The sequence below is a fragment of the Pontibacter ruber genome, from assembly GCF_023630205.1.
GTDB lineage: Bacteria > Bacteroidota > Bacteroidia > Cytophagales > Hymenobacteraceae > Pontibacter > Pontibacter ruber.
The window spans coordinates 725321-751820 of sequence record NZ_JALPRR010000003.1 but is presented as its reverse complement, the minus strand read 5'-3'; the positions used below and the strand labels follow the sequence as shown (position 1 = coordinate 751820).

At 48.7% G+C, this 26500-nt stretch carries 21 protein-coding genes and 1 tRNA gene; 10 read left to right on the top strand and 12 right to left on the bottom strand.

The window, feature by feature from the left end; translation table 11 throughout:
• Window positions 1-249: 249 nt before the first annotated feature.
• The 3 genes from MJ611_RS15035 to MJ611_RS15025 form a co-directional block, all read right to left on the bottom strand.
• Window positions 250-1023: a DUF695 domain-containing protein gene (locus MJ611_RS15035; protein WP_250430804.1), complete on the bottom strand. Its 774-nt coding sequence runs from the start codon at window positions 1021-1023 to the stop codon at window positions 250-252.
• Window positions 1024-1104: 81 nt separating this feature from the next.
• Window positions 1105-1914, bottom strand: a complete 810-nt coding sequence (gene kdsA, locus MJ611_RS15030) for a 3-deoxy-8-phosphooctulonate synthase (RefSeq protein WP_250430802.1) — start codon at window positions 1912-1914, stop codon at window positions 1105-1107.
• Between the two features lie 147 nt (window positions 1915-2061).
• The gene (locus tag MJ611_RS15025) at window positions 2062-2646 is read right to left on the bottom strand and encodes a methyltransferase (protein ID WP_250430800.1); all 585 of its coding nucleotides are present in this window, start codon (window positions 2644-2646) and stop codon (window positions 2062-2064) included.
• A gap of 76 nt (window positions 2647-2722) precedes the next feature.
• Here MJ611_RS15025 and MJ611_RS15020 point away from each other — a divergent pair, with 76 nt between their 5' ends.
• Complete coding sequence (locus MJ611_RS15020) at window positions 2723-3706, top strand: hypothetical protein (RefSeq protein ID WP_250430798.1); 984 nt, start codon at window positions 2723-2725, stop codon at window positions 3704-3706.
• Window positions 3707-4206: 500 nt separating this feature from the next.
• Here MJ611_RS15020 and cphA read toward each other — a convergent pair whose 3' ends face one another.
• From cphA to tsaD, 9 genes are all read right to left on the bottom strand, one after another.
• Window positions 4207-6834 (bottom strand): cyanophycin synthetase, encoded by a 2628-nt coding sequence (gene cphA, locus MJ611_RS15015; protein WP_250430796.1) that lies wholly within the window; start codon window positions 6832-6834, stop codon window positions 4207-4209.
• A gap of 404 nt (window positions 6835-7238) precedes the next feature.
• Window positions 7239-7309: transfer RNA gene (locus MJ611_RS15010), tRNA-Cys, on the bottom strand.
• Window positions 7310-7491: 182 nt separating this feature from the next.
• Window positions 7492-8688 carry a serine hydrolase domain-containing protein gene (locus tag MJ611_RS15005; protein WP_250430794.1) on the bottom strand — a complete coding sequence of 399 codons (1197 nt, stop codon included), beginning with the start codon at window positions 8686-8688 and terminating at the stop codon, window positions 7492-7494.
• A gap of 998 nt (window positions 8689-9686) precedes the next feature.
• Window positions 9687-11564, bottom strand: a complete 1878-nt coding sequence (gene rpsA / locus MJ611_RS15000; protein WP_250430792.1) for a 30S ribosomal protein S1 — start codon at window positions 11562-11564, stop codon at window positions 9687-9689.
• A 981-nt stretch (window positions 11565-12545) separates the two neighbouring features.
• Window positions 12546-13049, bottom strand: coding sequence for an HNH endonuclease (locus tag MJ611_RS14995; RefSeq protein WP_250430790.1), 504 nt, complete (start codon window positions 13047-13049; stop codon window positions 12546-12548).
• 79 nt (window positions 13050-13128) lie between these two features.
• Window positions 13129-13902 carry a C40 family peptidase gene (locus tag MJ611_RS14990; protein ID WP_250430788.1) on the bottom strand — a complete coding sequence of 258 codons (774 nt, stop codon included), beginning with the start codon at window positions 13900-13902 and terminating at the stop codon, window positions 13129-13131.
• 128 nt (window positions 13903-14030) lie between these two features.
• The gene (gene smpB, locus MJ611_RS14985) at window positions 14031-14498 is read right to left on the bottom strand and encodes an SsrA-binding protein SmpB (RefSeq protein WP_250430786.1); all 468 of its coding nucleotides are present in this window, start codon (window positions 14496-14498) and stop codon (window positions 14031-14033) included.
• Window positions 14499-14894: a thioesterase family protein gene (locus tag MJ611_RS14980; RefSeq protein ID WP_250430784.1), complete on the bottom strand. Its 396-nt coding sequence runs from the start codon at window positions 14892-14894 to the stop codon at window positions 14499-14501.
• Window positions 14895-14995: 101 nt separating this feature from the next.
• Window positions 14996-16003, bottom strand: a complete 1008-nt coding sequence (gene tsaD / locus MJ611_RS14975; RefSeq protein ID WP_250430782.1) for a tRNA (adenosine(37)-N6)-threonylcarbamoyltransferase complex transferase subunit TsaD — start codon at window positions 16001-16003, stop codon at window positions 14996-14998.
• 3 nt (window positions 16004-16006) lie between these two features.
• On the opposite strand from tsaD, the gene MJ611_RS14970 reads away from it, so the two are divergent.
• The 9 genes from MJ611_RS14970 to MJ611_RS14930 all read left to right on the top strand — a co-directional run bounded on the left by MJ611_RS14970 (window position 16007) and on the right by MJ611_RS14930 (window position 26379).
• Entirely contained in the window at window positions 16007-20554 is a 4548-nt protein-coding gene (locus tag MJ611_RS14970) for a translocation/assembly module TamB domain-containing protein (RefSeq protein WP_377497228.1), read from the top strand.
• 99 nt (window positions 20555-20653) lie between these two features.
• On the top strand, window positions 20654-21553 hold the full coding sequence (locus tag MJ611_RS14965) for a cell division protein FtsX (protein WP_250430781.1): 900 nt from the start codon (window positions 20654-20656) through the stop codon (window positions 21551-21553).
• Window position 21554: 1 nt separating this feature from the next.
• On the top strand, window positions 21555-21770 hold the full coding sequence (locus MJ611_RS14960) for a DUF3098 domain-containing protein (RefSeq protein ID WP_250430779.1): 216 nt from the start codon (window positions 21555-21557) through the stop codon (window positions 21768-21770).
• Window positions 21771-22604: an undecaprenyl-diphosphate phosphatase gene (locus MJ611_RS14955; RefSeq protein WP_250430777.1), complete on the top strand. Its 834-nt coding sequence runs from the start codon at window positions 21771-21773 to the stop codon at window positions 22602-22604.
• An 8-nt stretch (window positions 22605-22612) separates the two neighbouring features.
• Complete coding sequence (gene truB / locus MJ611_RS14950; protein ID WP_250430775.1) at window positions 22613-23308, top strand: tRNA pseudouridine(55) synthase TruB; 696 nt, start codon at window positions 22613-22615, stop codon at window positions 23306-23308.
• Window positions 23292-24224: a bifunctional riboflavin kinase/FAD synthetase gene (locus MJ611_RS14945; RefSeq protein WP_250430773.1), complete on the top strand. Its 933-nt coding sequence runs from the start codon at window positions 23292-23294 to the stop codon at window positions 24222-24224. Before truB ends, MJ611_RS14945 begins: the two co-directional genes overlap by 17 nt.
• 355 nt (window positions 24225-24579) lie before the next feature.
• On the top strand, window positions 24580-25278 hold the full coding sequence (locus MJ611_RS14940) for a CoA transferase subunit A (protein ID WP_250430771.1): 699 nt from the start codon (window positions 24580-24582) through the stop codon (window positions 25276-25278).
• Between the two features lie 33 nt (window positions 25279-25311).
• A complete protein-coding gene (locus MJ611_RS14935; RefSeq protein WP_250430770.1) occupies window positions 25312-25656 on the top strand; it encodes a four helix bundle protein in 345 nt (114 codons plus the stop codon).
• A gap of 66 nt (window positions 25657-25722) precedes the next feature.
• The gene (locus MJ611_RS14930; protein ID WP_250430768.1) at window positions 25723-26379 is read left to right on the top strand and encodes a 3-oxoacid CoA-transferase subunit B; all 657 of its coding nucleotides are present in this window, start codon (window positions 25723-25725) and stop codon (window positions 26377-26379) included.
• Window positions 26380-26500: the final 121 nt, after the last annotated feature.

Here is a 26500-nt window from a genome sequence, read left to right as displayed (position 1 = left end):
GTAACATTGCCGGAGCATTACAAGACGACCAAACACCCTTAGTATGAAACAAAAACTACTCAACGTGATTCGATCGGCTATTCAGTCATCGATGCTGCTAAGCAGCCTGGCCAGAATGGTTTATGAGAAAAAAGCGGAGAAGCAGCCGTAGCCGTTAGCTCTGATTATACTTTCGTACAAGCAAAATTTGTGGGCTTTTTGCTCAGATGCCTGCTTTTGCCTGTACGTTGCACAAGTATGAAAATGCCTCTAGGCGTTTTCCTGTAACACGATTGTCTCCCAGCCGTCGTAGTCTCCGTTATAGTTTGCGGCAAGTTGCCACAGCAGACCCGTCACTTCTGTTATCGTGTCCTCATCGGTTTTGTCTTCGCGGTATACTTCCAGCTCGAAAGGCATTCCGTCCACATCCTGCGTTTCGGCCATACTTTGCACAGTAAAGCCCTCCTCCTGCAAGGCTTCAGCACAGGCTTTTCGGTCCTGCTCGCTTTTAAAGTATAACCAGTGGCTGATGTTGCGCGGTATGTGCGGCTGGTCGCCCTGCTCTTCCAGGGCCTGCAACATGCGGTTGTTGTTGATCTTCAGCATGGCCTCTTCATCCGGGTACAGGTACTCCAGGTAGATGTTCCACTCCGGGTCTTCGCTTACCTGGTATTCGATAGCATAGCTACTGAATTGGGCAGTAATTTCTTCCATGAGCTGCTCCAGCAACAGGGTTTCTCCGGTGTAGAAATACAGCGCACGCCTCCCATTGTTCAGCGTTTTGGCAACGTACTGCGCTTCCAGGCGAGCCTCTAGCGTACTTACCATGGTATCCTCCATCTCTTCCAGTACTTCCCACTCCCCCTCTCCCGGAAAACCATCCTCATCCGGTTGCTGCAGGCCGATCACTATTTCTATCAGATCGGGTTTGTCCTGCATCGGGGCGATGTCGGCCAGGCCAAGGTCCACACTGAAAAAGGCCGGCAGGTTGTCTACGAAGGTAAAATATACATCCCAATCCGGGGAATAGCTGCTGTTGCTCATGGTGTTGCTTTGTTGTAAAACGAAAAGTGCACCTCAGGCCTGAGCCAGAGGTGCACCAGCCTTATTATAAAGTATAAACGCTTAACGTACTGCTTCTCTTATACGGATCAGCTTCTGCAGGAGGCCTTCCAGTTGGTCCAGCGGCAGCATGTTGGCTCCGTCAGACTTGGCTATACCTGGTTGCGGGTGCGTTTCGATGAACAGGCCGTCGGCTCCTACGGCTATGGCTGCTTTGGCGATGGTCTCGATCAGGGCGGGTTTACCACCTGTAACGCCGGAGCTCTGGTTTGGCTGCTGCAACGAGTGCGTTACGTCCATAACCACCGGGGCACCGGTTGCCTGCATTTCAGGAATGTTGCGAAAATCCACCACTAGGTCGGAGTAGCCGAAGCTGTTGCCGCGGTCGGTAAGTATTACTTTCTCGTTTCCGGATTCGCGTACCTTGTCTACGGCAAAGCGCATGGCCTCACCCGAAAGGAACTGCCCTTTCTTGATGTTCACGACCTTGCCCGTGTTCGCAGCAGCAACCAGCAGGTCCGTCTGGCGGCACAGGAAAGCCGGTATCTGCAGCACATCCACGTACTCAGCGGCCATGGCAGCCTCATGCGACTCGTGTATATCGGTAACGGTTGGAACATCAAAGGTCTGGCTTACTTTCTGCAGGATGCGCAGGGCCTTTTCGTCGCCGATGCCGGTAAAAGAATCGAGGCGCGAACGGTTGGCTTTGCGGTAAGAGCCCTTGAAGATAAGCGGAATCTGCAGCCTGTCGGTTAGCTCTTTCAGGCGCTCAGCGATTTGCAGGGCCATTTCCTCGCCCTCAATGGCGCAAGGGCCGGCCATCAGGAAGAAATTACCTGACTCAGTATACTTTAATTTAGGTATCTCAAACATAACACATCTTTTTAAACCCGTTTGGGTGCTGCAAAGATAGCTATATCAGTTACGAGTTCCGAGTGCCGAGTTACGAATTAGGAATTAGAAGTTGGGAACAAGTATAAATCTGTTGCCATACTCACCACCCTCTAACTCTCTAACTCTCTAACTCTCTAACTCTATAAACAGCTCCCTGCCCTGCCGTGGCGGAATGGAGTTATAGGCTGTTTCGAAGTGCAGAAACTTAAAGTATGGTTCGAAGTAGGTGCGATACTCTTCGCGACTGCCCCCGAAGGGAGGTCCTTCGTGCTGAAATTCAGTGTCGAACAGCAAGCCAACCAGTTTACCACCCGGGGTCAGCAGTTCGGCACACTTTGCTGCATACGCCTGACGCTGAGCGGGATGAAGGGCACAGAAAAACGTCTGCTCCACGATCAGATCATACTTGCTTTCCAGCGAAAAGAAATCCTGTAACAACAATTGTGCTTTTGGAAAACCGGGAACCCGCTCAGCAAAAGACTGCAGAGGCGCTTCTGCCACATCCACTAAAAATACATTTCTGAAGCCTAACCCGAACAGGTATTCTGCTTCGTAGGCGTTTCCGCAGCCGGGTATCAGGATCCGCTGGCCCTTATTCTGCAACTGATCGAAATATTCTTTTAGTGGCCGCGTTATGGTTCCAACGTCCCACCCGGTCTGTGCATTTTCGTAACGTTTCTGCCAATAACTGGCGCTAAATTCTTGAGTCATATTGTATGATAATAAAGCAAAACTCTTATATTTGAAACTTGCGCACTAATAAAACCCTTATCAAACTAACAAGCTAATGAACACTCTGGAAAAAAATGCAAAACCAAAACAAGAAGAAACGCCCATGAATCCTTCTGAAAAGAGAAGCAACCGCAAGCTTCTGATCGGCGGCCTCCTCGTCATCCTTATCAGCATCAATGGTATTCTGCTCTATATGAACTATCAGAAAAAAGAGAAGACAGAAGAGCAGGCAGAAGTTATCAGAGTTAAAAACAGTGAACTGGAAAACCAGATCAAAGTATACGAGGCACTGAAAGCCGACTTTGAGCGCCAGAGCCAGGAACTGCAGGCCATGGGTTTGGAGAACGATTCGCTGGAATCTAAAATTGCAGCTATCACCTCAGACCTGAACGAACTACGTGGTTTCCGCAAAAGCAGCTACAGCCTGGCTGACCAGCGCCGTTTCCGCGATAGAGCAAGTGCTTTTGAAAAGCAGTTAAAGGTTAAGGACGAGGAGATTGCTAAACTGAAGGAGGACAACGAAGTTCTTTTCACGGAGAACACCACGCTGAAAACGACGCAAAACAAGCTTTCTGACAGCCTTACCACCATGAAGTCTACAAACCAGAACCTGACAGAGAAGGTGAAAGTGGCTTCACGCCTGGAGGCTCAAAGCCTGGTGGTAAACGTGATCAACCAGCGTGGAAAAGAGAAAGAAGACAACGACAACGAGTTCAAAGCCAAGCGAGTAGACAAGATCCGTGTACTTTTCAAACTTGCCAAGAACGATGTAGCTGAAAAAGAGCCTAAGACAATTTACATGCGCTTGATCGAGCCAGACGGAGCTGCCCTGTACAACCTGTCTACCGGTTCCGGCTCATTCCAGATCGATGGCGAAGACATGTATTACACAGCCAAGCGCGACATCGTTTTCGACAACACCCAGCAGCAGGTAAGCTTTGTGTACGACAAAAACGCAGAGTATAAGAAAGGCCAGCATACTGTAGAGCTTTATTCAGATGGCTTCATGATCGGAAAAACCTCTTTTGTACTAAAATAGAAAGTATAAACCAAGTATAAAAAGGCCCCTGCTTAACTAGCAGGGGCTTTTTTATTTGTCTGAATCAGGATTTGCAGGATGTGTAAGGATGAACAGGATGACCTCACAGTGTCTTAATGACCTGTGAGTGTCTTTGGTAGCTACAGTGCAGTATGCAAAAGTATAAACCCACCCCTTACCCCTCCTTGACAAAGGAGGGGAATTCTAACCTTATCTTCTTTTGCTGGCGCGGGTTTGCAACCCGTGTCTTATTAGGATGTTGAGTCTGTGACTCGACTGGGCCAAAGGCCCAACTATAGCCCGTCACGAGCGAGGACGCTCGCGCCATCTTAGTCTTTCTCCATGCCCACCCCATGTTGCAAGTTTGGCGTCAGCAGGAAACTTCGGTCCCATTGCTCTACACGCACTTCCCCCACCTCCATAAAAAAAGCCCCGTTCCTGAGGAAGGGGCTTTAGTCCATCGTTCACATGTAATAGCTCTAACGCCAGCGTTAGAAATTTTAATCAACAAGAACCTTTCTATCCTGAATCACTTTGAAGTTCTCGACGAGCTTCACAGCTTCAGCTATGTCTTCTGTAAAAATGGCAATGAAAGAATCCTCCACTGCAGTCTCAAGGGCATAAGCAATGGCGCGCATCTCCTCTGGTATCAGCTTCACTGTCTTGTAAGGTGCCACCTCTTCAATGCCCTGCATTAACGGTATGGTGATCTCTTCGGGCAACTTACCGCGCAGGTCGTTGTCAAGGCGTATGACGATCTCATCAAAAATCTGCCCCGCTACTTTGCCCAATTCATAGAAGTCTTCGGTTCTGCGGTCGCCAACGCCGGCAATAATGCCGACTTTCTTGCTCACCTCCACGTCTTCCATAAAATCACCGATCGCTTTCATACCTCCTACATTGTGCGCATAATCTATCAGCACCTCAAACTGAGGGAACTTGAACAGGTTCATACGACCCGGCGTTTTTGTAGGCGAAGGAATAAACGTGCGAAGCGACGTTTTAATATCATCTATTTCAAAATGCGAGATATAGCCGGCCAGCGTTGCCGCCAGTATGTTCTCGATGTTGAATTTCGCCTTACCCCCGAACGTAAGCGGCACATCTGCCACACGATCGATCCGGATCTTATAGCTGTTCTTGAAAATGGAGATATAGCCGTTCTCAAAAACTGCAGCCAGCCCTCCTTTTGCAATGTGCTTCAGGATGCGCGGGTTGTTTTCGTCCATGCTGAAGAAAGCTACGTTGCACTGTACTTCTTCTGCCATGGCATATACCAGGTCATCGTCGGCATTCAGTACGGCATACCCGTCTTTGCTTACGCTCTTCGGGATGACAGACTTTACTTTCGCCAGATCTTCCAGCGTATGGATGTCGCGCAAGCCCAGGTGATCCGCGCTCACATTCGTTACAATGCCGATGTCGCACTGCTGGAACCCCAGCCCTGAACGCAATAAGCCTCCTCTGGCACACTCAAGCACCGCAAAATTTACGGTCGGGTCTTTCAGTACAAACTCGGCGCTGTAAGAGCCGGTCGTATCGCCTTTCTCCAGCAGCTTGTCCTGAATGTAGATGCCGTCGGTGGTAGTATAACCAACCTGGTAGCCTTTATGTTTTACCATGTGCGCGATCAGGCGCGTGGTGGTGGTTTTACCGTTGGTACCCGTTACCGCAATGATCGGGATACGGGAAGGTTTGCCATGTGGGAAGAGCATGTCTACAACTGGTTCGGCTACGTTGCGCGGCAACCCATAGGTTGGCGAAATGTGCATCCGGAACCCAGGCGCTGCATTTACCTCCAGTACCGCTCCTCGCGTCTCGTTCAGCGGAATAGCGATATCCGTCGTCATCACATCAATACCGCAAATATCCAGGCCAATAATGCCGGCTATTCGCTCTGCCATCAGGATGTTGTACGGATCCACTAGATCAGTAACGTCGGTTGCAGTGCCTCCAGTACTTATGTTAGCAGTACTTTTTAAGTATACCACCTGCCCTTCCGCCAGAACCGATTGACTAGTAAGCCCTTGAGCCTTTAAAATATTTTTTGTATGGGTGTCGATTGTTATCTTCGTCAGCACCTTTTCGTGGCCTATGCCCCGTCTCGGGTCCTTGTTCTCACGGTCAACCAGCTGCTTTATCGTAGATACGCCATCCCCTGTTACCATAGCCGGCGTACGCATGGCCGCCGCCACGAACTTGCCATTGATCACCAGTAAGCGGAAGTCTGAGCCTTCGATGAACTGCTCTACCATAACAGCATTGGAGTACTTGCGTGCTTCCGAAAAGCCCTTCTGCGCATCTTTGAAGTTCGTGATGTTGATGGTAGCGCCTTTGCCGTGGTTTCCGTCGAGCGGCTTCAGCACAAGCGGATATCCCAGCCTATTTACCGCTTCCCGGAGTTCTTCCATGGAGTAAACGGTAGTTCCCTTTGGTACTGGTATGCCTGCTTCATCGAGCAGTTCTTTTGTGGCATTTTTATCGCCGGCAATTTCTACAGCAAAACAGGCGGTGTTGCTGGTAAGGGTGGCTTGTATGCGCTTCTGGTTTACACCATAGCCAAGCTGGATAAGAGAGTGGCGGTTGAGGCGTATATAAGGTATGTTACGACTCACTGCCTCTGAAACGATCGAGTACGTACTCGGTCCGAAGTATTCGTCTTCCCGGATCTGGTGCAGACGCGTAACGTCGTCCTGTATACGGCATGGTTCGCCTTTTACCAGCGCTTCTGTAATACGCACGGCAGTATGTGCTGCATACTCTCCTGCCCGCTCTTCCTGGTAAGAGAAGATGACGTATACTGAGCCCTTTTCGTGTGCCGGGTAGCAGCGGCCGAAGCCAGACTCCATACCTGCCATTGTCTGCAGTTCCAGGGCCACGTGCTGCACTACATGCCCGAAGGTGGTACCATCCGCTACATTTTTGAAGAAGCCCCCTTCTGTGCCCTCTGTGGAGCGATGGCTGTACATGCCCGGGAACAACTTCTGCAGGCGATTGAGGAAGCCTGGTACCTCATGGGTTAGTTTGTCTTGCAGCTCATCCAGAGCCAGTTTCAGAACAATTATTTTGGGATGTGTAACTGACCAGTAGTTTGGTCCGCGCATGATGCGCAAATCTATGATCTTCATCTATAGTTACTCTAAGTATGCAATAGGTTTGCTTTCTGTTATGTATTGAAGGTGGTCGGGTATTGATGGAGCCAGTGCCTTGCCTGATATCTCCTGAGCTCAGTTCTGTATGATTTGTGTCCTATTCAGCGCCTGAGAAAACAATAGGCCGCTCTGCTCTTGCTATAGTTTTTAATGAGGTTCCTGCTGGGGTGCAGGTATCGTGTTGGTTGATTTAGCTACCATTACGGAAGAAAGGCTTAAAAGATTAGCTCCGGATCAAAAAAACGTGCGCCAAAGTATAAGCATCTGACATCCAGTACTCAGTAACCGTATGCAGATTGTAGTGGGAAAACAGTGCAATAAGCGAGGCCGGAAAAGAAACAGCCGCAGCAAGTATAAAACCTGTTGCGGCTGTTTTTAAGAGGTAACGAGCGGATTCGAACCGCTGTAGCAGCTTTTGCAGAGCTGAGCCTAGCCACTCGGCCACGTTACCGTGATTGGGAGTGCAAATATACAAAGAGAAGTATGTTTGTCAAACTATAGGAGCTTTTTTTTACTGACTACTGCTTTTTTATTTACTTCTGATATGCTGGTTTTACACTTGCACTGCTCTCCTGTTTTCATACTTTATACTTTCTTCATAGAGCAGATTTCCTCTCCTGGGCATCCTCGTCTTTATAACCGGGCATTGGCGTTTTTAGTTTGATTTGCTTCTGCGCCGTTATCAGGCTGTGGCGGATACAAAAAACTTCTTAACTCTTTAAGGTGCCGCAGACTGCCATTTGGTAGGTTGCTCAGCACTATCAGGGCGCTGTGATCTTTGGGGTTTCGCAAGAGGTACGTCGTATAGCCGTGCCATAAGCCTGCATGGTATACCACGGTATCGCCACTCTCCAGTGGAAGAATGCGCCAGCCAAAACCATAATCTTCTTTCTTCCGCTTTTCTGTGCGGGTGCCGGTAAAGGCTTCTTCCAGGGTTTTCCGTTTTACCAGTTTTTGGGTGTACAGTGCCTGGTCCCATTTATACAGATCTTCTACGGTAGAGAACAAGCCTTTGTCGCCGAGTACGGTATCCAGGTAATCCGTTGTTCTTTTCTGTCTGCGGCCGGTATGGCCTGTTGCTACTTTGCCCGTCAGGGCGGTAGCGTTCTCGCTATAGGTAAACGTGTTCCGCATCTTCAAAGGCCCGAAAATATGTTTTTGCATGAACACAGGAAAAGGCATGCCCGAGGCCTTGGTTACAATAGAAGCCAGCAGTGCATAACCTGTGTTGCTGTAGTTGAAGTGCGTATTGGGCTCGTAGTAAGGTCTTGGCTTGTGCACAGCCATCAGGTTCAGCACATCTTCGTTGGTAATGGCTTTGTTCCGGTCGGGCCAAAGCTGATCGCTGAAATAAGTATAGTTCGATAAGCCGGAGCGATGGGTAAGCAACTGCCGGATGGTGATGCCTTTGTACGGGAAAGTAGGTATATACTGCTGCACACTGTCATCGTAGCGGAGCTTGCCTTGCTCTTTCAGCATCATAATGGCCATGGCGGTAAACTGCTTTGATACGGAGGCCAGTTGAAAAGCTGTTTCTGTAGTCAGGGTATCTTTCCGGTAAAAGTCAGCATAGCCGAAAGCACCTTTGTAGATCACCTGATCATATTTGGTAACCAGCACGGTTCCGTTAAAGCCATTCCGCTTGTGCAGCTTCGTGAAAATAGAATCGAGTTGGTTACTTAGCCTCTCGGCTTTGGCTGGGGTAAACGAAGCCGGAACAGCCACCCGCTGCCTGGTATCTTCCTGCTCCTCCGACGATACGTTACCTGATTGGTCCTCTTTTTTCGATTCCTGACAGGAAAGCAGGGACAAACAGAAAAGAGATGCCACGAAGCATCTTTGCAATATGAATTGTATTTTAGGAAAAGCCATACCTGAAACTACCAACACGAGATCCTGTTACAAAAATAAGGTTTCATATTCAGTTATAGGAAGTAGAATTTAAAAAAACTTGCTCGGAAGAAATGTGATAAATACAAAAGGTATAACGGTATTAGCAGCAGATATTATGCAGGAAGGCCGTTAAATTATTGCAGCTTGTGTTGATACAGGCTAAAATGCTCAGGCGTAATTATTTGAAGCTATGTGCTGGCTCTATCGTTTAACTTAGATTTCTTTTGTCGAAAAAAAGCCGCTTTTTATTGCCTTGTTTAGTATAACGTCAAGTGTAAACGACGGCGAAGGCCGGCGGCCGAAGCTGACGCTTACACCTTGTTGGCAGAAGTTGTTTCTTTCCATTTCCCGCCTCTTTTCCAGAAAATAGGTCAAAAACAGCAATTATACCTTTTTCAAAGTATTATTAGCTGTCGGTCAATGCAGTTTCTGTCCGCTGCTTAGTTCCTTTTATAAACTTGTAGATTAGATAGCATATCCCGACGATGTTTACTGCATGCCAAAAGTAGAGTCCGACTACAACTGCTTTGTCAAAGTCGTTCATACTCTCCCAACTCCAGTACTCACCTTTGCTCTCATCATAGGAGTCGTCGTAGCCCATCATCATTGTTCCAAGAAGCAAATAAACAACCAAGTCGAGGAAGATTATTATTATTCCTAACAGAATATTCTTGAATAAATTAATCCGAATCTTCATTTTAAATTCTTGATTACAATTGCTGCCTACTTCTGGATAAACGTCACTATGACTGTTATCTGTATTTTAAGTATAATGACATTCTTAATAACCTTGGTGTTTAAACCAAAGCACAAATGGACATCATCACACATACTTCAGCAAATTAACATTTATACTTCAATTTATACTTTGTACAAGTATAAAACAAAAAAGCCCCGGATTGCTCCGGGGCTTTTACTATGATACAAGCTTAAAACTAAGCGTTGTTCTCTTCAGATGCTTCGTCAGAACCTTGTGCTTTTTTAGCAGCAGCAGCTTCTAACTTCTTAACACCAGCTTCTTTCTCGTTGTCCATCATCTTCTCTTTCAGGGCAGAAAGAGCATCCAGGTCACCAAGAGTAGAACGATCTGCTTCTTTCTGAACTTTAGGAGCTTTTGGCTCTTTCTTCTCACCTGCAGCAGGAGCAGCTTTCTTAGTAGCTTTTGCTACACGCGCATTGTCAGCTTCAGAGAAAGTAGCAGTGTGCGAAAGAATGATCTTACGATCGTCTTTAGAGAATTCAGTTACACGGAAGTCAAGGGTGTCACCAGCTTCTACCTGAGAACCGTCTTCTTTTGCAAGACCTTTCGGGAATGCGAAACCTTCGATACCGTAAGGCAGCTCCAGTGTAGCACCTCTGTCTGATTTCTCAAGTACAGTTGCTTTGTGTACAGATCCGATGTTGAATACAGTTTCGAATGTATCCCATGGGTTCTCCTCCAGTTGCTTGTGGCCAAGGGCAAGTCTTCTGTTAGGAACATCAAGCTCCAGAACAACTACATCCAGCTTGTCACCAACTTTCACGAACTCAGATGGGTGCTTGATCTTCTTAGTCCAGGACAGGTCAGATACGTGTACCAGGCCGTCTACACCTTCTTCAAGCTCCAGGAACAGACCGAAGTTTGTAAGGTTGCGAACAATACCAGTGTGCTTAGTGCCTACACCATATTTCGTCAACACATCTTCTTTTGTCCAAGGATCTTCAGTAAGCTGCTTAATGCCCAGAGACATCTTACGCTCTTCGCGGTCAAGTGTCAGTACAACTGCTTCAACCTCGTCGCCTTGCTTGATGAAGTCTTGTGGGTTGCGCAGGTGCTGTGACCATGACATTTCAGAAACGTGGATCAGACCTTCAACGCCTGGCATAAGCTCCAGGAACGCGCCGTAATCAGCAACGTTAACGATCTTACCTTTAACTCTAGAGCCAACCTCGATCTCAGCTGGAAGCGCGTCCCACGGATGTGGAGTAAGCTGCTTCATGCCAAGAGAAATACGCTTCTTGTCATCATCAAAGTCAAGTACTACTACCTGTACTTTCTGATCAAGCTGCAATACTTCTTCCGGGTGGTTGATACGGCCCCATGAAATATCTGTGATGTGAAGCAGACCGTCTACGCCACCAAGGTCGATGAACACACCGAAGTTTGTCATGTTCTTGATAACGCCTTCCAGTACCTGACCACGCTCTAAGTTGTTCAGGATAGCGGCACGCTGCTGCTCCAGGTCTTTCTCGATAAGTACTTTGTGAGATACAACCACGTTGTCGAAAGCGGCGTTGATTTTCACAACTTTCACTTCCATTTTCTTACCTACAAACACATCGAAGTCGCGGATTGGCTTAACATCGATCTGAGAACCTGGCAAGAACGCTTCAACACCGTAAAGGTCCATGATAAGACCACCTTTGGTTCTTCTCTTAACAACGCCTTCCAGAATGTTGTCATTCTCAAGTGCATCGTAAATTTTAGCCCAGGCAGAAACGATTTTCGCTTTCTTACGGGATAAGATAAGCTGACCGTTTGGATCTTCCTGGTCTTCGATAAATACTTCAACTTCGTCACCGATTTTCAGATCAGGCAAATCTCTGAATTCTGAAGTAGCAACCAAGCCGTCTGATTTGAAACCGATGTTCAGGATCACGTCACGATCAGTGATGCCAACAACAGTTCCTTTAACAACCTCCTGCTCCTGTACGGTAGTCAGGGTGTCGTCATACATTTTTTCCATTTCGGCTTTCTCTTCTTTGCTGTAGCCGCCGCCGAAACCTTGAGACTCAAACTTGTCCCAATCGAAATTTTCTGGAGAATTACTCATAATGTTTTGCTGCTCTGGAGAAGCCACCGACTTAGAGCAATAGGCCGGTTTGGTTTAGTTTTACATTTCCCGCGACACAAGTGCCTCGGGCCATCCACCCGGATGAAAGCGCAAAAGTAATAAATACTTTGATTATAAGCCAAATTAAACCGCTTTAGTTCGATGTAAAATCCGGAAGTATACTTATCGGGAGTAAAGGCAGTGCAGGAATTAGTAAAGGGTGTGCTATCAAGGATAAGTGTATACTATATATTGCAAATAGTTACTCATATATAAGTGTAGGTACCTAACACATCTGTAATATGGTAATGTCTCAACTAGCTTGGGTTCTGAAGCTGTACATCTAGTACTTTCTTACTCTGTCTTTCCGACTTGCCAACCTTCTTCAGAACTATAGTTGAAGCTTATACTTGCAGCCAGCAAGACTTCACTTCGTAGTTGCCTTTCTTGCTCAGCTTTACTTGCCTGTAGTTTCATTTTATAATTTGGCACGCTCAGGGCCGCGGGGCCTCGTCCTCAGGCATCGCGCTGGGAGCTTTTCCTTTGCTCCTATCGTCGCAATGTTGCTCACGCAACACCGGAAAAACTCGCATAGGCGCTCAACCCAAGGACTGGAAACATCACTGCTTCGTGAGCGGCTATGCAACGGGAACCAAGTCCCCCTTTGAAGGGGGGGTAGGGGGATGACCAACAGCAGCCATCAAACTTATACTTGAAAAGAGGCAATAAGCAGCAATTCCCCTCTTGAAAGGGGTGCAGGGGTGTGTCTATACTTGAGTCGACATCTCTCCTACAAGCCCAACTAACAGCAGAAGTGAAAACCCAAACCCTCAAAATACCGCTTACATACGCTATCAAAGCTAATAACGAACAATCCAAATCATCACTTCCACCAACAGCAAACCTACAAGACTACTACCAACTGATTTACACACACTTAAAACACACCTGCTAAATATATTAGTAACACTATATTACAACTTATTTTTCCAACCCGAGGTACACACGCCAGTCTTCGTTGTGCATATCCAGGTGCAGTTTAAGGAAGGATTGGAGCGAAGGCTTCTTTGGTTTCTGAAGGAGTTTAAGGCCGGCTTCTTCGGGCGTTCTATCGCCTTTGCGGGTATTGCAGCGCATGCAAGCTGTTACCAGATTATACCACGATGTCTCCCCACCCCTGGAGCGGGGCAGCAGATGGTCAAGTGTCAGGTTCTTGGCAGCTCCGCAGTACTGGCAGGCATAGTTGTCGCGGCGCATGATGTTATGGCGGCTAAGGGCAATGCCATGATAGGGCACCCGCACATAGTTCTGAAGGCGGATAACAGAAGGGACAGGATAGGTATGACTGACAGTATGCAGGTAATAATCTTTTGCTTTGGTTACCATTTCGGCTTTCTCGAGGTAAACGAGAAGAAAAGCTTTATGTACCGTGCAAACCGCGATAGCACTAAAATCCTGATTAAGTATAAGCACGCGATTTTTCATGACTCTTCTCTGAACTTAGGCTTATACGAAAGAAAACCAACAACTTACAGCCTAAGTTCAGAGAAAAAACAGCCACTTACTAAAAAATACGCTTGATGATGCGGAGTTGGTGGGTATAGCGTTTGAGATCGCTGTTGTAAATACCATTATGATCGAGGGTATCGATGCGCACCTCGCCGTGCGCGTGCATGATGCGCTGGCCATCAAGCATAATGCCGACATGCGTAACCCGGCCTTCCGAGTTTGCGAAGAAAGCAAGGTCGCCTGGCTTGGTCTGGTTGGCAAAATGCACTTCCTCGCCGCACGCAACCTGCTGGTAGGCATCGCGCGGAAGTTGATAGCCGCACACTCCGAAAACCTGTTGTGTAAACCCAGAGCAATCAATACCGAACACCGACTTTCCTCCCCATAAGTATGGAGATCTCAGAAAGTTGTATGCTACTTCTACAACCTTCTCTGGAACCAACTCCGCAGCTGGGTCTGAGGCAAGGCCGTTATAGGTATACCTCTCCTCCCCTACCCTAAACTGTGTCCCCTCCAGGAAAGGAAGGTATGCTCCCAGCCCTACCTGTATGCGAACATCCTCTTTGCTGACCACCTGCAACACCTCCAGTACACGGGGATGCTGAGCAGCTTTCCACTCCTGGTAATAGGCAACCGTTACGGGGTTGTGCTGCTTATAGTCTATCCAGCCTTTGTAGTTGTCTGAGGCAAGCTGCACGCAAACCCAATTATCCTGCCGGGCTACTACCTCGTAACACTCCCCAAAGAGCATATGAGTGACTATTTCGGCCCTGTCTGATGTCTCTGCCCGCAAAGCCACATAGCTCAGCAAGCTTATTCCGTATTCCACGTTTTTTAATTATGAATTAGAAATTATGAATTAAAAATACCTGCTGGAGCTCTTCAAATAGAAAAGGCCAGTAAAACTGGCCCTAATTTCTAATTTCTAATTCGTAATTCATAATTGTGCGTAAGCGCTTAATACCCGCTACGCTCCATTTCACGCTTCACATCTTTGGCTTTGATGTCTTCGCGCTTATCGTAAAGCTTTTTGCCGCGGGCCAGCGCAATCTCTACCTTGGCAAAGCCCCGGTCGTTGATAAAGATCCGGGTGGGAATGATGGTTACCCCCTGCTCTTCAGACTTATTGGCCAGTTTGCGTAGTTCGCTCTTGTTAAGCAGCAGTTTGCGTGTACGCATGGGCTCGTGGTTGTAATGAGTACCCTCGGTATAGGTAGAAATATGCACGTTGTGCAGCCACAGCTCGTCGTTATGGAACACGCAGTAGCCATCCTGCATGTTTACCTTGCCTTCGCGTATCGATTTGATCTCTGTGCCCATCAGCATAACGCCTGCGGTATACTTGTCCAGGAACTGGTACTCGAAGGAAGCACGGCGGTTTACGATGTTCACATGCTTCTGTATCCTGTCTTTCTCTTTTGCCATTTATACTTTCTTAGGAGCCAGAACTCTGGCTAGTTTTTCTTTCTTTAAGATCTTCTGACCGGTTTCGCCCTCGGCCACCAGGCGTTCACCTACTACAGCCTTGTAGCTGCAGATCACCTCCTGCCCCTCCTGCGATTTCAAGGTGGCAGTTATTACGACATCCTCCCCCTCAAATGCCGGGCTTTTGTGGTTGATCGTCAGAAAAGTACCTATCCCTTCTTCATCTTCTTCTTTCATCTCCAGCACAAACAACCTGCCTGCCCATTCGGCAGCCTGCGCCAGCGAGAACGTAGAGCAGACGGCATGCACCAGCCCATCGTCAAAACGAGCAAAGTCTGCTGCTGTTACATGCTTCACGTATACTTTGTTATCGCCGGGACGAAAAGGATTTCTCATTACTAATTGTTAGTTGTTAATTGTTACCTTCCTACCCCTCACAAGAGGGAAATTTCGGTTAGTTACTCTCAACCTCTTTAACTTTCTAACTCTCTAGCTTCCTAGAACTTCAGCCTTGGCTCTGGGCTCACGTACTGGTCGGCGAAGTCTCCTTTAAGGTACTGGAAATGAGCTGCCATCGCGATCATACCTGCATTATCGGTGCAGTACTGAAAGGCCGGTATATACACATTCCAGTTATACTTCCCGGCGTAATCCTGCAGCGTCTGCCGAAGACCCGAGTTAGCCGATACTCCACCGGCTATGGCAATTTCGTTGATGCCCAGATCTTTCGAGGCCTCTACCAGCTTTTTCAATAATGTCCTGATCAGCGTATACTGCACACTGGCACAGATATCGGCCATATTCTCCTGTACAAAGTTGGGGTTCTCTTTCGTTTTATCTTTCAGGAAGTATAACACGGAGGTCTTGATCCCGCTGAACGAGAAATCATAGTTGGGCATGTTCCCGACCGGGAAAGGAAACGCCTTCGGGTTACCGGTAGCAGCAGCTTTGTCCAGCATGGGTCCACCGGGATACGGGAGGCCCAGCATTTTGGCCGTCTTGTCAAAAGCTTCGCCAACGGCGTCGTCCGTTGTCTGGCCGATGATCTCCATATCCAGGTGGTCTTTTACGTGCACGATCTGGGTATGGCCGCCGCTCACGGTCAGGCACAGGAACGGAAACTTTGGCTTGGGGTCGTCTATAAAATGGGCCAGGATATGCGCCTGCATGTGGTTTACCTCTATCAGCGGAATGTTTAGCCCCAGCGCAAACGACTTGGCAAACGAGCAGCCCACCAGCAGGGCACCTAATAATCCGGGACCGCGCGTGAAAGCCACTGCATTTAACTCACTTTTAGTTACATTTGCAGTAGCCAGGGCCTGCGAAACAACCGGTATGATATTCTGTTGATGTGCACGGGAAGCTAGCTCCGGCACCACACCGCCATACTTCTCGTGAACGGCTTGTGTGGCAATGATATTGGACAACACCTTGCCGCCGCGTATTACGGCAGCAGAGGTCTCGTCGCAGGAAGATTCGATCGCTAAAATCGTAGGTTCAGTCATCTTTTGGAAAAAGAACAGTCAATAAATTACTTCAAAGTTATAGGAAAAGCTATTCTAAAAATAGTTTTAAGCCTTATCCTGCTCCTTTTGGTGCTGTTTGGGGTAGTTTTTGTTGCCATCCGCTACCCTGGGGTGCAAACCCGCCTGGCACAAAAAGCCGCTGAATACCTTTCCCGCACCCTCGATCATGAAGTAACCATCGGCCGTGTGGACATCGAGTTCTTCTCTAATGTGGTGCTGGAAAAGGTCAGCGTGCTCGATTACCGCGACAAAGAACTCTTTTACGTAGGGCGAGCCGAAGCCGATATCAGCCTTTTCTCTATCTTCCACCCGAACGAACTGCACATCGCCACCCTGGAGCTCCAGGAGCCACGGGCAAGTCTCATCAAGTATGAGGGCACCGACTCGCTGAACCTGACCACGTTTATCAAGTCGCTGAACGAGCTGATCGTAAAGGATACCACCAAAAAAGGCCAGCCGTTCCGGTTCCAGATAAACGAACTGGTGCTTGCGAACGGGCGCTTTACCTTCGACGACTTCAACAAGCCCCGGGCGGCGCACGGCATGGATTACTTCCACATGACCATCGACAGCCTTTCAGGCCGGTTCAACGAGATCAACTTAGACGATACCCTGCAGGTGCGCGTTACGGACCTGCGTGCGAGCGAAACCCGCTCCAACACCAGACTGCACAACCTGGATGTGTACATGACCTATGCTCCCACCTTCTGGGAGTGGGACGAACTGGACCTGAAAGTAAACAAGAGCAACCTGCAGGACTTTGTTCGCTTCGACTACAACAGGTTCGGCAACTTCTCGCAGTTTATCGATAGTGTAACCGTTACCGCTGACCTGAAAGATTCGAAAGTATACTCTAAGGACATCGCCGTTTTTGCGTCGCAGCTTAAAGACTATGACGAGAATGTGCTGGTCTACTCGGCAGAGGTAAAGGGCAAGGTGACAAAATTCACAGCCAACAACCTGAACCTGAAGTATGGTGAGAACACGCACATCGTCGGGAGCCTACGAGCCGATGGACTGCCAAACTTCAAGGAGACGTTTGCCAACATCCGCCTGCAACCTTCCACCATCAATGCCAACGACCTGAAGCAATTCCTGCCAAAGGACGCATATACGATAGCCGCCCGTTTAGGCACTGTAAAGTTGCAAGGCAAGTTTCTGGGCTTCTACAACGACTTTGTATCAAACGGCAGCTTTTCTACCGCACTTGGTAAACTGGATTCGGACATCAACCTCAAGATCGACGACGACACCCGCACCTCTACCTACAGAGGGAATCTGAAAACAAACAACTTCAACCTCGGTCGCCTTATCAACAACACCGATCTGGTAAAAACCATTTCAATGGAAGGGCGCATCGCCGGCTCTGGCTTTACGCTGCAGGACGCCCGCGTAGAGCTCGATGCCAGCATCCGGCAACTGCATGTGCTCGATTACAATTACCAGAACATAAAGGCTGACGGTGTGCTCAGCAAACAGAAGTTCACCGGTAAGGTATCCATCAAAGACCCGAACCTGGTGTTTACAGCAGATGGCGATGTCGATCTGGCAAGAGACCAGCAGGCCTTCAATATGGTGGCCGACCTGCAGAAGATAAACCTGCAGGCTCTCCGGTTAACCAAAAAGCAGGTAATTCTTAGTGCCAATGCCCACCTCAACTTTAAAGGCCTTCGCCTGGACGACTTCGTCGGCTCGGCCGATTTCGACAGTGCCATCGTTACCTACGAGGGAAAACAAATGGCGCTCGACTCGGTACAGATCTTCTCTGAAATAGCCAACGGGCAACGCAGCCTCTCCCTCTCCTCCGACATCCTGGCGCTGAAGGCAAGCGGCGATTTCGACTATTCTGTCTTGCTCAAAGACCTGCAGCAACTGGTACAGGAGTATCAGTTGAACTTTGAAAGCAACGATGCCGCCACCCGTGCCTATTACCGGCGCAAGAACTACGGCAACCGCAGGGAGTATAACCTGGCCTACGATGTATACCTGAAGCGCGTGAACCCGGTGCTGCAGCTCTTCATGCCCGAGCTTACCATCTCGGATAATTCCAGGGTAGAAGGCACTTTCCGTCACGGCAATACGGTTATTCTGAACATGTTTACCCGCATCGATACCATCCTGTACGGCGATGCACAGCTCTACCGCAACAACATAGAACTGAACACCTCCAAACTACAGAACAGCCCGGATGTGCTGGCCAGCGCCTCGTTCACTTCGGAAAAACAGTTGTTACCTTCTGCAGGCGAGACCGAAAGCATGTTGCTGGAAGGAGTATGGAGCGAGCGCACCATCGACTTCTATACTTCCATACTTCAGCCGGCGCAAAACAACCGCGCCACCATCACCGGCGACCTGACCTTCCTGGCGGACCGGCTGCGGATCGTGTTCGACAAGTCAAACATAACACTGCGGGAAAACCCCTGGACGTTTGCCACCAACAACACTATATATATAAGTGAAGGAGGACGGTACGTAGATTTCGAAAACTTTGCGCTCTCCAACCAGAACCAGGTCATTACAGTAAACGGCACCCTTTCCGAAGATCCGAAGAGCCGTCTTGCGTTCAACGTGCAGGACTTTGACCTCCGCAACCTGAATCCCCTTATCAAGCAGCAGATCGCCGGCTCCCTTACGGCAGAGCTGATTGCCCAGGACATCTATAACAAGGCCATCGTAAACTCTGTTATGCGGATCGACTCTTTCTATATGGATGATGTGCTGATCGGCAACGTGGCGGGCTCCTCTGACTGGAACAACAGCCTGCGCCAGCTGGCCGTGAATGTGGGCATTGAGCGGGATAATAAAAAAGTGCTTTCGATAACAGGCAACTACAACCCGCAGGCGCAGGACGACCAGTTGGACCTGCTTGCCGTAATGGACGAAACCCAGATCAAGATCGTAGAGCCGCTGCTACGGCCTATTATGTCGCGGATGGAAGGTACCATGGAAGGGCGCATCCGGGTGCTGGGCAAACTCACCTCTCCTGTTCTGAAAGGCTCGGTGATGGTAAGCAACGGACAATTCATGTTCGATTACCTGGGCACCACCTACCGCTTCTCCGACAGGGTGTACTTCGGGCCGAATAGCATCAGCTTCCGGAATGCCGGCCTGAAAGACATTTACGGCAACAATGCCACCGTAACAGGCGGTATCGCCCACGACGGCTTCCAGAACATGGTACTCGATATTGAGGCGCGCTACCGAAATTTCATGATACTGAACACCACCAGCGAGCAGAATGAATTATACTATGGCACGGCCTTCGCTACCGGCACGGCCAGTGTACTGGGCCCAGTCGAGAACCTGCGCATCAATGTGGACGCACGAAGCGAAGCCAACACGCGCCTGGTGCTCCCGATGGATAACCAGACCGATGTAGCCCGAAAAGACTTTATCAAGTTTGTGAACCGCAACCGAACCGATACCACCGGTGTTGCCATTGCCGTGGAGGAACAAAAAGTGGACCTGTCGGGCATCAACATGAATTTCGACCTGGATGTGACAGATGATGCCTACTTTGAGATCATCATTGACCGTACTACCGGGGACGTGATCCGCGGCTCGGGAAGCGGCGACATCCGGATGACCATTGATACGCGCGGGGAATTTAACATGTACGGTACCTTTGAGGTAGCAAAAGGCGCTTATAACCTGAACCTGCTCGAAGGCCTGGTTTCGCGGGAGTTTCAGGTAACGCCCGGTGGCACGATCTCCTGGAACGGTGATCCGCTGAATGGCCTGATGAATATCCGGGCTACCTACACCCAGATTACTTCCCTGGAGGACATTACCCAAACAGGTGGCTTTGAAGACATACTGAACCGGCGTTACCCCGTAACAGCCGTAGTAGACCTGAAAGGGCCGCTCCTGACGCCCGAAATTAAGCTTGGCCTTAATTTCGACGAGATTCCGGCAGCTGCTGCCACCATCATAGAGCCCTTGCTGAATGGCATACGCAACGATGAGAATGAGTTGAACCGCCAGGTGTTCAGTTTGCTGGTGCTGCGCAGGCTTTCACCCGCGGGTACTTTTGCAGCCCTCGACGCAAGTACGGTTAGCGGTAGTTTGGGCGGTTTGCTTTCTTCGCAGCTCAACACCTTCTTTAACAGCATCGACAGCAACCTGGAAGTAGACATCGGGCTGAGCGGTATGGATGAAAATGACATTTCAAACCTGCAGCTGCGGCTTAGCTATACTTTCTTCCAGGGCAGGCTGCGTGTGACAAGCCAGACCGGGGTTGGCGCCAGTGAAGTTACCGGATCCAGTGGCTACCAGGGCGACTGGTCTATTGAATATTATATCACCAAGAGCGGCGAACTGAGGGCCCGCTTAGAGTATAATACTATTCAGCGGGGCTATACAGAGCGTCTTTCCCCCAGCAACAGCCAACGCATGAGTTTGCTGCACACCAAACGCTTCGATAACCTGAACGAACTGTTTGGCCGGGGCAACCCGAACCGGCGCGAGCGCAAGAGAGAACAGGAGCAGGAGCCAATCATACTGGACTCAGACCCTCGCCTGAAACTGTAACCAAAGCCGGACTGAAGGAAGTCCGGCTTTTTGCTTTACTGGTCGCCTTGCCTCTGCTTATTTAAAATATATTTCTATTTTTGTGTGGAAACAGCAGGTATGGCAACGAAGACCCCCAAATCAGTTAAAAAGAAGAAACTCGGCAACTACCCCCACACCATGGTAGTATTCAGCATTACACTGGCCCTGTTAGTCATTGGCTTGTTTGGTATGCTGCTGATCCACGCGGGCAAGCTATCTGAGATCGTAAAGGAGAGTATCGAGATGCAGGTATACCTGGACCGTAACCTGACGGAGGTACAACGGGTGCGCCTGCAGAAAACCCTGGCTGCCAAAGAATACATTGCCTATAAACAAGACACCGCGCAGGTACGCTATGTATCCAAAGAAGAAGGTGCAAAAGCGTTTCTGGACAATACCGGCGAAGACTTTATGGCTTTTTTGGGAGACAATCCCCTTCGCGATGCCTTTGCCCTTAAAATCGAGGCCGAACACTCCACTTCCGCTGAACTGAAAAGTATTAAATCCGACCTGGAAAGTATAGACGGCGTGTACGAAGTGCAGTATGTGGAGAGCCTGATCGAATCCATCAACTCCAACATCAAGAAAATCAGCCTGTTGCTGATCGGCTTTGCTGCTATCCTGCTGGTGGTTGTCATCATCCTGATCAACAACACCATAAAACTGGCCTTGTATTCGCAGCGTTTCCTGATCCGGAGCATGCAGCTGGTGGGGGCTACCTCTTTCTTTATTCAGCGTCCCTTCCTGAACCGTGCCGCCTGGCAGGGCATCATGAGCGGGATCATTGCCTCCGTGCTGCTTTTTGCGCTGATGCAGTACGCCTACAGCGAAATTACCGAATTGCAGTTGCTGCGCGATCAGGAGCAAATGTTCATCCTGATGATCGGGCTGGTGGTAATTGGCTGTATCATAGGCTTCCTGAGCTCCTACAGGGCCATCCGGAAGTACCTGCGCATGTCTTTAGATGAATTATACTAATATGGAAAATAAGAACAGGCTTGCCTTTGGCAAAAAGAATTACATCCTGATGCTGGTGGGAATCGCCCTGCTGGCAGTAGGCTTCATTATCATGACACTCGACAAGGAGCAGTACGGTCTTGGCTTTATGGGCATTACCTTGGGCCCGCTTGTCGTATTCGCCGGCTTTGTTGTAGAGCTCTTTGCGATCATGGTAAAAGATAAAACACAGGAATAAATGAACGAATGGCAGGCTATACTTTTAGCCATAGTTGAAGGATTAACCGAGTTCCTACCTGTCTCTTCTACAGGTCACATGATCATCGCCTCGGCCCTGATGGGTATAAACGAGCTCCCGATCACGAAAATATTTGCTGTAAACATCCAGTTCGGAGCTATCCTGTCGGTGGTGGTGCTGTACTGGCGCCGCTTCCTGCAAGGCTTCGACTTTTACAAGAAACTGCTCCTGGCTTTTGTTCCGGCTGCAGTGATCGGCTTTTTACTGAACGATGTCGTTGATGCCATGCTGGAAAGCGTGCTTATAGTTGCCCTGATGCTGGTGATAGGAGGTGTGGTGCTGCTGTACGTGGATAAGTGGTTTGCCCATGCCAAACAGGAAAAGGTAAGCTATAAAAATGCCTTTTTGATCGGACTTTTCCAGTGTATCGCCATGATCCCGGGTGTTTCCCGTTCTGCGGCTTCCATCATCGGGGGCATGTCGCTGGGCGTAGACCGCAAAACGGCAGCCGAATTCTCCTTTTTCCTGGCAGTACCTACCATGCTGGCAGCAGCCTCGTACAAACTCATCAAGGATCTGTTAGGTCTGGAAATATCTGATATCCTGAAATTTGACTGGGTAAAGATCCAAAACAGCTTTGAGGTGATCACGGCACACGACCTGAAACTGCTGCTGATCGGCAACGTGGCGGCCTTTATTGTGGCCATGATCGCGATCCGCTTCTTCATCAGCTTCCTGACAAAGTATGGCTTTAAGCTGTTTGGCTACTACCGCATCGCCTTAGGTATTGTATTATTGGCCCTGCTGGCAATGGGCGTAGATTTGAAAGTATAAAGTATAAAATGGCCTATAACTTCGAAGCGGGCGAAATACTGCTGATCAACAAACCTATCGACTGGACCTCTTTCGATGTGGTAAAGAAAGTACGCAATACGCTGCGTGTGAAAAAAATAGGCCATGCCGGCACCCTCGACCCGCTGGCGACCGGCTTGCTTATACTTTGCACCGGCAAGTATACCAAGCGCATCGACGAGATACAGGGGCAGGAAAAAGAGTATACCGGTACCATGACCATCGGCCAGACCACTCCTTCCTACGACCTGGAGACGCCCGTAAGCGAAGCCAAAGACATCAGCCACCTGACACCGGAACACCTGTATGCGGCAGCGGCAGGCTTTGTTGGCACCATCGAGCAGGTTCCTCCTCTTTACTCTGCCATTTGGGTAGAGGGCAAGCGCGCTTACGATCTGGCTCGGGGTGGTAAAACAGCGGAGATCAAGCCTCGTACCATTACCATTAAAGCATTCGAGATTACGGGTATAGAAGGTGCTGTGATATCTTTTAAGGTTGTCTGCACCAAAGGCACTTACATTCGCAGCCTTGCCCACGACTTCGGGCAAAAGCTTGGCGTAGGCGCTCACTTATCATCACTGGTACGTACCCGTATCGGTGAGTATAAACTGGCAGATTCCCTTACCATAGAAGACATACAGGCCATACGAAAAGCACAGCTGGAAGCGAATGGAAGTAATCCGTGATATTGCTCAATTCCCAAAACTCAGCCATGCGGTGGTTACCAGCGGCACGTTTGACGGCGTCCATGTAGGGCATCAGAAAATCCTGAGGCGGGTAATTGAGCGGGCAAAGCAGCAAAATGGGCAGAGTGTGGTGATTACCTTCTGGCCTCATCCCCGTTTAGTGCTTTTTCCGGAAGACAACGAGCTGAAGCTGCTTTCTACCATTGAAGAACGAATCGAACAGCTTAGCAGCTTTGGTATTGATTACCTGCTGATCATCCCCTTCACCAAAGAATTCTCCCGCATGAGCTCCCGCAGCTTCATTACAGATATACTGGTAAAGGCAATTAATACCAAAGTGCTGGTGATCGGCTACGACCACCGCTTTGGCAAGAACCGTGAAGGCAGCTTTGAGCATCTGAAAGCCCGCTCGCAGCAATATGGCTTTGAGGTTGAAGAAATTCCGCGCCAGGATGTGGACGATGTTGGGGTAAGCTCCACCAAGATACGAAAGGCCCTTGAGAGCGGTGACCTGGAAACCGCTACCCGCTACCTCGGACGGAATTATACGCTAACTTCTGTGGTGGAAGAAGGCAACAAGCTAGGCCGCACCATCGGCTACCCTACCGCAAACCTGAAGCTTCCTGAGTCGCACAAGCTTATTCCTGCGCACGGAGTGTATGCTGTTTGGGTAAAAATTGGCAGCGAACGTTTTGTCGGTATGATGAATATTGGCGTACGCCCTACAGTAGATGGTACAAAACTAACCCTTGAGGTGCACATCTTGAATTTCAACCGTGACATTTACGGGCAAAGTATAACTGTAGAGTTTGTAGAGCAGCTGCGCGAAGAGCAAAAGTTTGACGGACTGGAAGCGCTTAAGGTCCAACTTGCTTTGGATAAAGAAGCGACTGAGCGGATCTTGTCCGAACGTTGAGTAGATATGAAGTAAAAAATCATGTGCTGGACTTGCCTGTTTCTAATGACCTCACAGCGTGCGTAGCTCCTGTGAGCGTCTGTGTTAACGGCTGCTTAACTTCGATCAACCAAGACACTCACAGGTCTACAAGACGCTGTGAGGTCATCTGGTCAATCTTAGCACATCCTGTAAAACCTGATCCCGATAAATTTCACCTGATCTATAACCTATTTCACCCAAAAAACGAAAAGCCATACATTGTATATGGCTTTTTTTATATCTAACTTACCTACCTGTAGGACAAAATGTAAACCGGTGCTTTGATGATTCATTATTACCATTACTCATCAAAACACCTGCACTTCACATAACTATGATAAATAAAACTGTAAAGAACGCGGAAGAAGCGCTTCGCGACATTCAGGACGGGGCTACGCTGATGCTGGGGGGCTTCGGATTGTGCGGTATTCCGGAGAACTCCATCTTGGAGCTGCTGCGCAAAGGAACCAAAGAGTTAACCTGTATTTCGAACAACGCCGGCGTAGATGATTTTGGCATAGGCTTGCTGCTACAGAAACGCCAGGTAAAGAAAATGATATCCAGCTATGTGGGCGAAAATGCCGAGTTCGAGCGCCAGCTGCTTTCCGGCGAACTGGAAGTAGAACTGACACCACAAGGAACCTTGGCTGAGCGCATACGTGCCGGCGGTGCTGGTATACCGGCCTTCTTCACTCCTGCAGGCTACGGTACGGAAGTAGGCGAAGGCAAGGAAAGCAGAGAATTTAATGGCAAAATGTACCTGATGGAGACCTGGCTGAAAGCCGATTTCGCGCTCGTAAAAGCCTGGAAAGGCGATACCGCCGGTAACTTGATCTATAAAGGCACAGCCCGAAACTTTAACCCGATGATGGCTGCTGCCGGCAAAATTACCATTGCCGAGGTAGAAGAGCTCGTGCCTGCCGGCGAACTGGACCCGAATATAATCCACACGCCGGGCATCTATGTACAGCGTATTTTCCAAGGAGAAAAGTATGAGAAACGCATAGAACAACGCACGGTGCGAAGTAGCTGATTTGGAAATTTGAAGATGTGAAAATTTGAAAATGTGGAGAAAGACAACCTGATACTAACATTGACATTGGATTTCGCAGTAGACGTTATCCATTTTGCTGAGGAGTTAGAAAGCAAACGGAAATTTGTTATTGCCAACCAGCTCTTAAAGAGCGGAACTTCAATTGGTGCAAATGTTAGAGAAGCTCAGAATGCTGAAAGCAAAGCGGACTTCATCCACAAATTCAAAGTTGCGGCTAAAGAGATAGAAGAAACTGATTACTGGCTATTGCTTTGTCAGCGAGTACCCTCTTATCCTGAACCGTCGCATCTTCAAGAGAAACTGATTCCGATCAAAAGAATAATTTCCAAAATCATCATCAGTGCTAAAAGTAAATAGAGAGCAAGGAGGTTAGTTTTTTCATTTTCTAATCTCCTCATCTTCAAATCTCCAAATCAAGAAGTTATGGCTTTAGATAAAAATCAAATAGCGCAACGCATCGCAAAAGAACTTAAAAACGGCATGTACGTGAACCTAGGTATTGGTATACCAACCCTGGTTGCTAACTACATTCCCAAAGGTATAGAAGTGGTGCTGCAGTCGGAGAACGGGCTGCTGGGCATGGGACCCTTCCCTACCGAAGATAAAGTAGACGCAGACCTGATCAATGCGGGCAAGCAGACCATCACCACACTCCCCGGCTCTTCTATCTTCAGCTCCTCTGAGAGCTTCGGTATGATACGCGGGGAACATGTGGACCTGACCGTACTGGGCGCTATGGAAGTATCTGAAAAAGGCGACATTGCCAACTGGAAGATTCCGGGCAAAATGGTGAAAGGTATGGGCGGCGCCATGGATTTGGTAGCATCCGCTAAAAACATTATCGTGGCCATGCAGCACACTGCCCGCGATGGTTCTTCCAAACTTCTAAAAGAATGCTGTCTTCCTATTACCGGTCTCAAATGTGTAAAAAAAATTGTTACTGACTTGGCCGTGTTGGAAGTAACCGAACAGGGATTCAAACTCCTTGAGCGAGCCCCGGGCGTAAGTGTGGAAGATATCAAAAAAGCTACCGAAGGTACACTGATCATTGAGGGAGAAATACCGGAAGTGCAGCTCTAAAAACACCATACACGACATCATACAAAAGCGCAGCTTATGAAGGCTGCGCTTTTGTATTTAATTTTGTTAAAGAGGGTCCTGCACGGGAGCTTTCATACTTCTATTATATCTAAACTATACT

Coding starts and splice junctions, on each gene's coding strand:
- MJ611_RS14960 (WP_250430779.1), top strand. CDS start 21,555: ATGGAAAATAAGAACAGGCTTGCCTTTGGCAAAAAGAATTACATCCTG.
- rpsA (WP_250430792.1), bottom strand. CDS start 11,564: ATGAGTAATTCTCCAGAAAATTTCGATTGGGACAAGTTTGAGTCTCAA.
- tsaD (WP_250430782.1), bottom strand. CDS start 16,003: ATGACTGAACCTACGATTTTAGCGATCGAATCTTCCTGCGACGAGACC.
- MJ611_RS14955 (WP_250430777.1), top strand. CDS start 21,771: ATGAACGAATGGCAGGCTATACTTTTAGCCATAGTTGAAGGATTAACC.
- truB (WP_250430775.1), top strand. CDS start 22,613: ATGGCCTATAACTTCGAAGCGGGCGAAATACTGCTGATCAACAAACCT.
- MJ611_RS15025 (WP_250430800.1), bottom strand. CDS start 2,646: ATGACTCAAGAATTTAGCGCCAGTTATTGGCAGAAACGTTACGAAAAT.
- MJ611_RS15020 (WP_250430798.1), top strand. CDS start 2,723: ATGAACACTCTGGAAAAAAATGCAAAACCAAAACAAGAAGAAACGCCC.
- kdsA (WP_250430802.1), bottom strand. CDS start 1,914: ATGTTTGAGATACCTAAATTAAAGTATACTGAGTCAGGTAATTTCTTC.
- MJ611_RS14930 (WP_250430768.1), top strand. CDS start 25,723: ATGGCTTTAGATAAAAATCAAATAGCGCAACGCATCGCAAAAGAACTT.
- MJ611_RS15035 (WP_250430804.1), bottom strand. CDS start 1,023: ATGAGCAACAGCAGCTATTCCCCGGATTGGGATGTATATTTTACCTTC.
- MJ611_RS14940 (WP_250430771.1), top strand. CDS start 24,580: ATGATAAATAAAACTGTAAAGAACGCGGAAGAAGCGCTTCGCGACATT.
- MJ611_RS14965 (WP_250430781.1), top strand. CDS start 20,654: ATGGCAACGAAGACCCCCAAATCAGTTAAAAAGAAGAAACTCGGCAAC.
- smpB (WP_250430786.1), bottom strand. CDS start 14,498: ATGGCAAAAGAGAAAGACAGGATACAGAAGCATGTGAACATCGTAAAC.
- MJ611_RS14995 (WP_250430790.1), bottom strand. CDS start 13,049: ATGAAAAATCGCGTGCTTATACTTAATCAGGATTTTAGTGCTATCGCG.
- MJ611_RS14945 (WP_250430773.1), top strand. CDS start 23,292: ATGGAAGTAATCCGTGATATTGCTCAATTCCCAAAACTCAGCCATGCG.
- MJ611_RS14980 (WP_250430784.1), bottom strand. CDS start 14,894: ATGAGAAATCCTTTTCGTCCCGGCGATAACAAAGTATACGTGAAGCAT.
- cphA (WP_250430796.1), bottom strand. CDS start 6,834: ATGAAGATCATAGATTTGCGCATCATGCGCGGACCAAACTACTGGTCA.